Source organism: Pseudomonas quercus (assembly GCF_012033695.1).
Lineage (GTDB): Bacteria > Pseudomonadota > Gammaproteobacteria > Pseudomonadales > Pseudomonadaceae > Aquipseudomonas > Aquipseudomonas quercus.
Genome location: NZ_JAAVJI010000027.1, coordinates 1 through 10,479 on the forward strand (window position 1 = coordinate 1; position 10,479 = coordinate 10,479).

11 protein-coding genes and 3 pseudogenes are annotated in these 10,479 nt (G+C 51.3%); 11 read left to right on the forward strand and 3 right to left on the reverse strand.

Annotation, left to right across the window (positions count from 1 at the left end; translation table 11 throughout):
* The 8 genes and pseudogenes from HBH25_RS23045 to HBH25_RS22535 all read left to right on the forward strand — a co-directional run.
* Positions 1–1,099: deaminase domain-containing protein (locus tag HBH25_RS23045; RefSeq protein WP_281361171.1), on the forward strand; the 1,099-nt coding region annotated here is incomplete at its 5' end.
* Positions 1,099–1,452, forward strand: a complete 354-nt coding sequence (imm2, locus tag HBH25_RS22505) for an Imm2 family immunity protein (protein ID WP_024672729.1) — start codon at positions 1,099–1,101, stop codon at positions 1,450–1,452. The genes HBH25_RS23045 and imm2, both read left to right, overlap by 1 nt.
* A gap of 43 nt (positions 1,453–1,495) precedes the next feature.
* Positions 1,496–1,864, forward strand: a pseudogene (locus HBH25_RS23900) (EndoU domain-containing protein); the annotation flags it as partial.
* 5 nt (positions 1,865–1,869) lie between these two features.
* Positions 1,870–2,124: a MafI family immunity protein gene (locus HBH25_RS22515; RefSeq protein WP_168086171.1), complete on the forward strand. Its 255-nt coding sequence runs from the start codon at positions 1,870–1,872 to the stop codon at positions 2,122–2,124.
* A 530-nt stretch (positions 2,125–2,654) separates the two neighbouring features.
* On the forward strand, positions 2,655–3,167 hold the full coding sequence (locus tag HBH25_RS22520) for a hypothetical protein (RefSeq protein ID WP_168086172.1): 513 nt from the start codon (positions 2,655–2,657) through the stop codon (positions 3,165–3,167).
* A gap of 471 nt (positions 3,168–3,638) precedes the next feature.
* The gene (locus HBH25_RS22525; protein WP_168086173.1) at positions 3,639–3,899 is read left to right on the forward strand and encodes a hypothetical protein; all 261 of its coding nucleotides are present in this window, start codon (positions 3,639–3,641) and stop codon (positions 3,897–3,899) included.
* A gap of 168 nt (positions 3,900–4,067) precedes the next feature.
* Positions 4,068–4,499, forward strand: coding sequence for a hypothetical protein (locus HBH25_RS22530; protein ID WP_168086174.1), 432 nt, complete (start codon positions 4,068–4,070; stop codon positions 4,497–4,499).
* A 137-nt stretch (positions 4,500–4,636) separates the two neighbouring features.
* Positions 4,637–4,921, forward strand: a complete 285-nt coding sequence (locus HBH25_RS22535; protein WP_168086175.1) for a hypothetical protein — start codon at positions 4,637–4,639, stop codon at positions 4,919–4,921.
* Positions 4,922–5,029: 108 nt separating this feature from the next.
* On the opposite strand, the gene HBH25_RS22540 is transcribed toward HBH25_RS22535, so the two are convergent.
* On the reverse strand, positions 5,030–5,188 hold the full coding sequence (locus HBH25_RS22540) for a hypothetical protein (protein WP_168086176.1): 159 nt from the start codon (positions 5,186–5,188) through the stop codon (positions 5,030–5,032).
* Between the two features lie 78 nt (positions 5,189–5,266).
* Between HBH25_RS22540 and HBH25_RS22545 the strand changes: the two are divergent.
* Positions 5,267–7,426, forward strand: a pseudogene (locus HBH25_RS22545) (hemagglutinin repeat-containing protein); the annotation flags it as partial.
* A 926-nt stretch (positions 7,427–8,352) separates the two neighbouring features.
* Positions 8,353–8,628 (forward strand): hypothetical protein, encoded by a 276-nt coding sequence (locus tag HBH25_RS22550; RefSeq protein ID WP_168086177.1) that lies wholly within the window; start codon positions 8,353–8,355, stop codon positions 8,626–8,628.
* 204 nt (positions 8,629–8,832) lie between these two features.
* Here HBH25_RS22550 and HBH25_RS22555 read toward each other — a convergent pair whose 3' ends face one another.
* Together HBH25_RS22555 and HBH25_RS23545 are read right to left on the reverse strand one after the other, a co-directional pair.
* Positions 8,833–9,120: a DUF1484 family protein gene (locus tag HBH25_RS22555; RefSeq protein WP_168086178.1), complete on the reverse strand. Its 288-nt coding sequence runs from the start codon at positions 9,118–9,120 to the stop codon at positions 8,833–8,835.
* Positions 9,117–9,251, reverse strand: coding sequence for a hypothetical protein (locus HBH25_RS23545; protein ID WP_267874461.1), 135 nt, complete (start codon positions 9,249–9,251; stop codon positions 9,117–9,119). The genes HBH25_RS22555 and HBH25_RS23545 overlap by 4 nt, the downstream gene beginning before the upstream one ends.
* Positions 9,252–9,582: 331 nt before the next feature.
* On the opposite strand from HBH25_RS23545, the pseudogene HBH25_RS22560 reads away from it, so the two are divergent.
* Positions 9,583–10,479: pseudogene (locus HBH25_RS22560) on the forward strand (DUF637 domain-containing protein); the annotation flags it as partial.

Sequence of the window (10,479 nt, forward strand, 5' to 3'; positions counted from 1 at the left end):
AAAGAAAGCGGAGTACGCCAAAGGTTGTGCTGGCGCCGCCGCCGCTTCACCAGGTTGCCAAACACTGAAAAAGGAACTGGCAGCGCTTGAGGACAAAGGGCGCAGTATTCTCCAGCAAGAGTACCTGGCCGTGGGGAGCGACATGGGCACCGATACGGTGACCAAAAACGAGCCTGGGTCTGTAGTGCCCTGTGTAGGGTCGAGCAACGGTTATTGCGTAATCTCGAACACCAAAGTACAGACCCGAGAAGGTATGGAATGGGCACTCAGCCCGGCTAGTGACGTTCAAGCCCAAGCCCAGCTTGCTCAGAATCAACAGGACAGCATCCAGCTTGATCAGCGCGTACGTGAGAAAGGGCAGGAGTGGTTTGAGGGCGGATGCGGGGGCGTAGGGCCTGGCAGTACGCTATGTCAGGCGTATTTCGCGGCGGGAGGGCAGAACCCCTTCACTGGACAAGTAGCGTCGACAAGTGAGCGGATAGGGAATGCCGCTGCCTTGGCCCTTGGACTTCTGCCGTTCCTGCCGCTAGGATTGGGCGGAGCCTCGACGATAGTACGTAATCCAAACCTGACGAGCGCACTGACCGATGCCGAAGCGGGCATTTTGGTGGAGCGGGGTTCGTTAGGGGGTGCAAAAGCGACTGCGACCGTGATTGACACTGCTCCGATGGCCCAACGGGTCATGGACGTTCGAGCTGGGTTGCCGTCTGGCTTACGGCGAAGTGGTAACGTAGCTGTCGCGGAAATAGATATTCCCGGAATACCTAAGCAGATGGCCGCACACAGCCAAGTCTCTGATGCTGGTAAGGGGCTTGTCGGCTCCGGAAATGGGAATTTTGTCGCTCAATCTGTACCCAATAAGGCTGGAGACTTGGTTTATCGGGGAATAGATACGGAATACAAAATTCTAGATAATATCGCTGACCAGTTGGGGAGAAATACCTCCGCAAGAGGAACAGTAAATATCCTTACGGAGAAAGCGGCTTGTGCCAGCTGTCTGAATGTGGCTGAGCAGTTCAAGGCGAAGTACCCCAATATTACCGTTAATATTCTTGATAATCAGGGTGTTATGCTGCGCCCTCCGAGGAAGACGCCGTAATGGAAGACAGAGTGACTTATGGTGAAATCCGGGCTTGGTTTCTGGGTAGCTATTATAGCTATTGCAAGGTCAAGCTCAGCCACCAAAGCTCATGGGCTGAAGGTGAAAGTGAAGTGGGTTATGCCTATGGCGAGCTTGAAAACTCATTTGAATTGCCTATTGAAAAGTTAATGCTCGAAGTTATAGCACTTATTCTTTCAGCAGGGCGATCTCCGGAAAAGGTCCAGAAGTATCATCTGGATACCATCTCTAAATTGTTAGAGGAGTTTGAACTCTCCTCTATCTTGGAAGATCTGCCTTCTGATGAAGTCGTGGAGCTTAAAGATGACCTTAGATTATTAGGTGTATGTTAATAGGGTAAAGCAGATATAGTCCGAAATATTTGTTGGTCCAAAAGGACTTGGAAAGGATTACGTTGACATTCTTTCTCCTGAAGCAAAGCAACATATTCTGTACGGTGATAAGCCAGGCAGTGGTGGACATATGTGGCCGGGACAGGAAGGGAAGACAGTTTTTCCTGAAAGTTGGTCAGGAGATAAGATTGTTGACGCGGTCGGCGATATCACGACATCTCCGAGTACTAAGTGGTACGCGCAAACTGGAACCGGTGGCGCTTATACAGCTAAAGGAGATGCTGCTAAATGGGTCGCTTATGAAACTCGTGATGGCGTACGAATGCAAGTTGTATATCAGCCGGCTACAGGAAAGGTTGTTACTGCATTTCCTGATGATGCTCCAATTCCACCTTACAAACCAATCGAGTAGGATTTATGTTTGCGGATCGTATCATTAGGTTTGGGGAGAAATTTGAAGGTCGATTAAATTCCGATCTTCTCCAAGGCGCCTTGGATTACGTCGCGTATAGCGAAGAGAGCCTAGCCTTTGAGATATTGTGCGGTCATATTTGCGAATATGATATTTCTATAACGGACGACGAATATAGAGAGGCTGTTCTGCTGATTCTAGATATGGGGCTTGATTTAGATGAAGGGCCATTTAAGCACCTGCTGGGGTTGAAGCAGTAAAGAGCTAGAAGTTAGCTGGTGCAAAAGCAACTCCATCCGGTTTGGTTTCTGGAGAAACTGGAGTTGTAGGTACGGGTAAAGCTGCGGCTAATGATGCGAGTTTTACAGCAACATCCACATCAGGATGGACGAGTATCTCGAGTGACGCTCGCGCGGTGGTCCGGAACGTCGAGTACCATTCAGGTGTGCCGATGCCCCCTAACCAGCGCACGCAACTCGCAGAGGAGTTGCGTCAGGTGGATCACACTTATGTCGCGCCCAGAAGCGACTATCAAGCCTTACAGCGTGAATACAATAGCCAGCGAAATAATCTCAAGCGTGAGTGGGAGTTGAATACTGGTTTGACATGGCCCAAGACGGAGAGTGGTGTGGATTTCCAAGCGCACCATGTGATACCACAGCAGTAATGGTGGACCTAACCAATGGTGGAATTTGCATCCGGTGCCAGGTGGAAGTGCTCACCAAGGTGGCGTTCATGCCCCAGCAAGTCCAACAACTACAGCATTTCCGCAGAACCCTCCGAGGCGCCCATGACCATGTACGAAAAATTAGAGGCCTTCAATGCACTCGCATGCGTGCTATTAGAGCGGCTGAACCCTGTTTCTTCTGGTGACTTGAGTGGGATGCGACAGCAGTGGCCTGCGGCTCCCGATGAGTACTTTGCTTTTATGCAGGAGCGGGGGCATGGTGAGATAAAGGAGGACGACTGCGCTCTGTCGCTTTTGACGATTCAGCCCACATTATGTTCCGCGGCAGACTACTTTGGTGATGATGGGTTTTATAAAGACGGACCCTATGAATCGGGTGCCAAGGGCGAGGTGTGGCTGTTCGGCTGGGATAGCACCGGGACTGCTTTCGGTTTCGACAGCGGAGACAACTGGCGATTGTTGGAAATCGACAATATGCGTTGGATAACGCGACTTGACTTGTCGTTTCGTCAGTTCGTCGAAGGGGTGTTGGTATGTTATCCACAGCGGCCGATAAGCTTTGCTAATGGAGTTTGGCGCGACTCGGGAGATGTTTCTTACACCCTGCCGGATTAGGCATAAAAGCCTGCTGAGCTTAAAAAAGTGGAAAAAGTGCGCATTTCTCTGGTACAAAAGCAACTGGTGACGCTGTCAGTAAGGTAGATGATCTTGCGTCAGCTAAGGTCAAGTGGGTCGATGAGAATGCAGGTATGAGTTCGCGTGCGCGTGATTACAATGACTCAGCAACCGGTGCTCGCTCCAATTCTGTAACCCAATCTGGCCAAGCTCCCGCGCTAGAAAGAACAATGCCGGATGGATCAACAAGGTTGGTTAAATTCGATGGTGTAGATGGTGAGGTTTTAGTAGATCGCAAGATTTCGGTTGTAACGACGAGCAAGGCGAAGGACCAGGCGCTTAGGCAGTCTGACGTGTTAAGTCAGAATGGTTTAACTGCGCGCTGGGAAGTACCTACACAGGCTCAAGCAAATAGAGCTTAGAAAATGTTTGATGAGCTGGGTATTAAAAATATTTCAGTGAAGGTGATTCATGAGCCAGGAAATCAATAAGCACGTTGCGCGAGCCATTGTTGAGCTTGCTATATTTCTTGAGTTTTCGGGGGATGATGCATTAAATCCAGATGCTGCAATGCAGGGGCTTGAGCAATTAGCTTCGAGATTGCAAATGATGGACTTGAAATCTAAATCATCTTTGTGCTCACAGTTTAAAAGCATCGCATTAGAATATTCAGATGAGCAGGCTGAGTTTGTAGAAAGCTTGGGCGAAGCGCTGGGGTTGATTGAGGAGTAGTTTGCTTGTCAATAAAAGCCCCAGATTTTACCGACATGGTTTGAGGGCGGCTGTGGGGGCGTAGGGCCTGGCAATACGCTATGTCAGGCGTATTTCGCGGCGTGAGGGCAGAACCCCTTCACTGGACAAGTAGCGTCGACAAGTGAGCGGATAGGGAATGCCGCTGCCTTGGCCCTTGGACTTCTGCCGTTTCTGCCGCTAGGATTGGGCGGAGCCTCGACGATAGTACGTAATCCAAACCTCACGAGCGCACTGACTGATGCCGAAGCGGGGATTTTGGTAGAGCGGGGTTCGTTAGGGGGTGCAAAAGCAACTGGTGGCGCTGCCGGAAAGGTAGATGATCTAGCTACTAGTGGCTTAAGTTCAGCGTCAAACCTTCCAAGTGGAACAGGTCTTGGTGGTTTCAAGGTCGGCTTAAGTGCAGACGACATCACTGCTATAAATTCACAGTTTGGCGGTTCGGTTTCATTTAGAGAAGTTGATACGGCTATTGCAAATGCTGCCAATTATGATGGTTTTTATAATAAGGCTGGCTCAATGATCAGGGATATTGCTGGCGGGCATCTGTTTGATAATGGGAACAAGCGGACTGCCGTTTAGGTGGTTGAGCAGTTGATTATAAAAAACGGCGTGGATGGCCCGCCAAAACAAATTATTTGGAATGTTGTGGATAAGGTTGCGACGGGGAAGCTAACTAATCTCCAAGATATTTCAAAAGCATTAAGAGGGCTAGATTAATGTCTTTCAATGAGCTTTCTGAAAAGTATGCAGCCCGTTTCGGTTCGCCAAGTATGAGTGGCGTCGGGCTAGAGGAGTTTATTCAAATACTAGAGTTGGTGGCGATGAAAAATCAGGGCTTTTTCATCTTTAAGGTGGATGGTGAAAGAGAATGTAATATTTATACTTTTATTTTAAATATGTCGACAAGTAACGATGTTGTAATAAGGAAAGATACAGATAGCATGCGGGAAGGTATGGAGTATTTTTTCTCTGAGCTTGAGCGGCTCGGCATATATCCATAACTTGATGTTTAGATATTTTGCTTGGCCCCGATTGCAGAACTCGCACTGGTGTTTTCTGTAAAAGTGATTGGAATTGCACCGGCCTCGCGCCGGTGTTGTTTTATCTGCTTACTGCAAAACCTCCCTTCCTTCGCTGCTCGCTTTAGTCGTGGCCTGAGCGATCAGGGCGTCGAGCATCTGCGCAACAAATTTCTGTTGGCTCTTAGGTAGCTGGTCGATGGCTTCCAGTTGCTGTTGCCATTTCGGAGCCGGGCCACGCTTACGCACAGTGGTTTCCTGCTGCTGACCAAATAGCTCTTCAAGTGTGGTCGAAAGCAGTCGGGCCCGTTCTGGCAGCGCCGCTACCGCCTGGACCTGCTGGCGGGCAACACCATCGTGAACAAGGCGGGCGGCATCATAGCCGGCCGTGACGTCAGCGTGACTGCCGTCAAGGGCGACGTGCTCAACGAGCGTACTGTTACCGCCGTGGATTCTGCGGCTTACGGCCAACGCCACACCGACTACACCGACAACGCCGCCCGCATCGAAGCGGCCAACGACCTGAGCGTGCAGGCCGGGCGGGACATCAACAACCTGGGCAGCACCCTGCAAAGCGGCCGCGACCTGAGCTTGAGCGCCGGCCGCGACGTGAACATCGCCGCCACCCAGCTCACCAACAGCCTGGTACTGGACCGCAAGCACACCAGCAGCGACATCACCCAACTGGGCGCCACCGTCACCGCCGGCCGCGACCTCAGTGCCCAGGCCGGGCGTGATCTGAACGTGATCGCCAGCGCCCTGGACGCCAAGCGGGACGTGGCCCTGTCTGCTACGGAAGACCTGAGCATCAGCTCGGCGGCGGATGAGCAGCACTCCTATTCCAAGAGCAAAAAGGTCACGCGCCAGGAAGATCACGTTAGCCAGGTGGCCAGTACCATCACCTCCGGCAGCAGCGTCGCCCTCAGCGCCGGCCAGGACCTGACCGTTACCTCCAGCCGCATCGAAGCCGCCAACGAAGCCTACCTGGTGGCAGGCGGCAAACTGGCCCTGCTCGCTGCCGAGGACAGCGACTACTCACTGTACGACAAAAAGAAAAAAGGCCACTTCGGCGCCAAGAAGACCAAGCACGACGAAGTCACCGACGTGACCAACATCGGCACCGAGATAAAAACCGGCGGCGACCTGCTGCTGGTCAGCGGCGACGACCAGACCTACCAGGCCGCCAAGCTCGACAGCGGCAAGGACCTGACCCTCAACAGCGGCGGCGCCATCGCCTTCGAAGGCGTGAAGGACCTGCACCAGGAAAGCCACACCAAGAGCAACAGCAACCTGGCCTGGAACAGCGCCAAGGGCAAAGGCAAAACCGACGAAACCCTGAAGCAGAGTGAGCTGGTGGCTCAAGGCGAAGTAGCCATCCATGCCGTGGACGGCCTGAACATCGACGTGAAGCAGGTGAACCAGCAAACGGTAAGCCAGGCCATCGACGCGATGGTGAAGGCCGACCCGCAGCTGGCGTGGCTGAAAGATGCCGAGCAGCGCGGGGATGTGGACTGGCGGCAGGTGAAGGAGATTCATGATTCGTTCAAGTACAGCCATTCCGGCCTGGGACAAGGAGCGATGTTAGCGATCATTATTGTCATGAGTGCGCTGACTGCAGGCGCAGCAAGCGGTCCGTTGGGCGCTGCGGCAGGCGCCAGTGCCGGCTCTGGTACTGCCATGGCGGCTGCCGGCAGTTCAGCAATGGTGACGGCGGGAACCGCGACGGGCGTGGCAGCGGCAGGATGGGGTAATGCCATGATTACGGCTGCACTCTCTTCAATGGTGGGCACTGCGACGGCGAGTACGATCAATAACAAGGGCGATCTTGGGAAGGTGTTGGCAGATGTGACCAGTGCCGATGCGCTAAAAAGCTATGCTACGGGAGCGGCAATTGCAGGCTTTGGTGCGGCATTTACTAATGGTTGGGGGCGAGAATTGACATCCGACGGTAATTACAAAACGATAAGCTATGCTGAGCGAGTAAAGGCATATGCCGCTAATACTGCGCTTAAAGGAATTTTAAGCGGGTCGGATAAAAAATCCTGGCTAATGATTGCGGGAGCCGGGGCACTGACTGAAGTATATGAATATTCTGCCGGTCGTGGGCCGGATGCGAGACCAGGCGTAGACAGGGACTCAGGACCCCAATATGAGCCTCTTAAAGATGGATATGTTCCACAAATTAATGAGGGTGGCGTATTAAGGGAAGGGAAAAATATCGGTCTCAATCTCGTAGAGGGCTGCGATAAATTCTATTCGGTCTGTCATGGTACGCCAGTCAGTAATATATTAAACCAAGTCCCTGGCTTTAATGGCTTCGCTACGTTACATGATGGCTGGATGATAAATCTCGAAGCATACAAGGGAGGAGATATGTCGATTTTTGAAAACTTAGGCAGCATGCCGCCAGCGCTGTTGGTAAATTATGGGTCATTGTATGATAGGTACCGTGTGGAAATTGAGTCGGAGAAAAAACGTGAGCATTAATAAAGGTTTGCTAGCCTTTTCAATATTTTCTCTGGCGGGCTGCGCACCCTCGCACTCATACTGGGAGAGCGGGGTAAATCAATTGGTAGGCACTCGATTCGATTCACATATTTACAAAGATTGTACAAAAGGTTGCGGTAATTCCTATTGGTCGCCAGTCAATAAGGAAAAAACGTTTGATGAAATTGTTAATGAAGGTGGGAATAAGCGTTATTACATAACTTGGATTAGAGATTGTAAATACTCAGTATTGGTCTCTGCGGACCAGATAATAAAATCATGGAGATATGAAACGGCCAATGTAAAAGGATGTTATGTATTTTGATTTAATACAAATAAGTCCTATACGTTAACTTTTTAATATTCAGTCTAGTTGAGGGTTTTTTTGTGATAAGAACGACATGCTTGCAAGGGTAAAAGGAAAATTTTCTGCTAGTCTTGATAAGAGACTTACGAGCGATAAGGTTGTCCGCGAAATTGGCGTGAAAAAAGGGAGGTACGGCATTTTCTGCCTAGCAGAGGAATCAGTCTAGCTATGTTGCCCTTAAAGTATAGGATATGAAAATCACCACGCCGCAACAGTTACTACCTGTGTTACAGCCCGGAAGGACTATTGAGTGATTTGAGTATGATTATTCGAGAGATTGTGCGGCAAGAGTCTGTACAAGTGTTTGGGGTTTACTGGGCAGAGAAGGAGCGCTTTTATTGGGTCCATCCATATGATGGTTATGGTGGTCTAATGTCACTTAGTGAAAAATAAGTAGTCGTTGTTGACTCTTTTCTGTCAAGTGATTTCATGTTGTGCAGAGATAGGGATGGGGGCGATATACTTCTGCATTGGGCAGTGGAGGACTTGATTGAAAAGCTTGTGGATCGTGATCCGTTGGCAATGGTCGAATTATTAGAGCGTATTAGTTAGAGTGGCTATGAGCGATAGCAGTGCGCTAGTGGAAAGGTTTATCATTCTAGAATTGGATGACAGCATTCGCTCTGTTTTGAAATATGCCCTTGATGAAAGGGCAAACTCTAAGAGCGTTCTGTTAAGGGAGTTTGAATTTAATTGCTTTGATGTTATTTTGAATTTTGAAAAAAGCATTGTCACATTGCAAGATGTTCTTTCATCTGGGGAAGGCAGTATCTTTGATATGCCTATGCCAGATTTTATATCTGCTTGCGGCTTAAGTTCTTCTTACTTATCATGAAGTTAAGTTTGATGCGGTTGTCGCAAGGTGAAATTGTTTTTTACTCATCATCATAAAGTACTGAGGATGAATAAAACCTGTTCTTTAATAATTTAATTTTATTATTTTCTTGGAAATTTTCTTAGTCGTGGCGCTGCTAAGCAGCGCCTAATGCTCAATAGTTCTAGCCCTCACACGCATCTAGCTTAATTTGTTAAATTTGTTTCAAGCTTCATCGAAATAATTGAAGGCATCCGAAATTTTCATATGCAAAGGTACGAGCAGGCAATGCAGGTCGCTTGCCTTAAATTGCCTGGTATCAGCAGCATCCAATAGCTCAAGTATCACCCGTATAGAGCACTCTGCTGAACTCAGATCGCTCCGCGATTTTTCGAGCCTATTGATTAAATTGCTCATTTGTAGCAGCTCTGTTTCGAATTGATCACAGGCCGAGGCCGGCAAGCTATGAATGAACTCAACAAGCGCCTTATGAGTTTTTGATAGCCCCATCATTTAGCACCTCCAGAATAACCCGTGGTGCTGACGTAAAAACTGTATTGGCTGCCTGCAAAAGCAGCATCCAAAGCTGAATTCGAAGACGATTCAAAACTTTTGTATGCAAAAGCCGGATATAAGGTCTTCATACAAACTCCTTGTACTTGAAGCCACCAAGCTCTGCCGCCAAGCAGAACAGGGTGGCGGGTTACACGGGATTGGCGGACCGGCGTACAAGGGAACCGGCGCACCCGAGGGTGCTCCCGCATAACCCACCATAAAGCGACAAGCACAAAAAAAGTGCCTGTGGTTTACCGGTGGCGCTGATGCGCCTTGTACTGCGAGCCGCCAAGCTCGACCGCTGATGTGCAACGGCGTGCATAGGGTAACGATTACTCCCCACGCGAACAAGCTTCCACGCCCAACCCCGTACTCACCGACCTCAAGCAATTCATGAGCTCGGACTACCTCCTCGCCGGCCTGGGCTACGACCCCGACCAGAGCGCCAAGCGCCTGGGCGATGGCCTGTACGAACAGCGCCTGGTGCAGCAAGCCGTCACCGCCCGCACCGGGCAGGCGTTCATCGATGGGCAAACCTCCAATGAGGCCCAGTTCAAGTACCTGATGAACAACGCCCTGGCCAGCAAAACCGAGCTCAACCTCTCGGTGGGCGTGAGCCTTACCTCCGAACAAGTCGCCGCACTTACCCACGACATCGTGTGGATGGAAAACGCGGTAGTGAACGGCGAAACCGTATTGGTGCCGGTGGTGTACCTGGCCCAGGCCAGTGGCCGCCTTGGCCCCACTGGCGCACTGATCGCCGGTAACGACGTAACCTTGATCGCCGGCCAAAACCTGGACAACGTGGGCACCCTCAAGGCCGCCAACAACCTCTCCGCTACAGCGGGCAATGACCTGGTGAACAGCGGCCTGATCCAGGCCGGTAATCGCCTGGACCTGCTGGCGGGCAACACCATCGTCAACAAGGCCGGTGGCATCATCGCCGGCCGTGACGTGAGCGTGACGGCCGTCAACGGCGACGTGCTCAACGAGCGCACCGTGACGGCCGTGGATTCTGCGGCTTATGGCCAGCGCCACACCGACTACACCGACAACGCCGCCCGCATCGAAGCCGCCAACGACCTGAGCGTGCAGGCCGGGCGGGACATCAACAACCTGGGCAGCACCCTACAAAGCGGCCGCGACCTGAGCCTGAGTGCCGGCCGTGACGTGAACATTGCCGCCACCCAGCTCACCAACAGCCTGGTACTGGACCGCAAGCACACCAGCAGCGACATCACCCAACTGGGCGCCACCGTCACCGCCGGCCGCGACCTCAGCGCCCAGGCCGGGCGTGACCTGAACGTGATCGCCAGC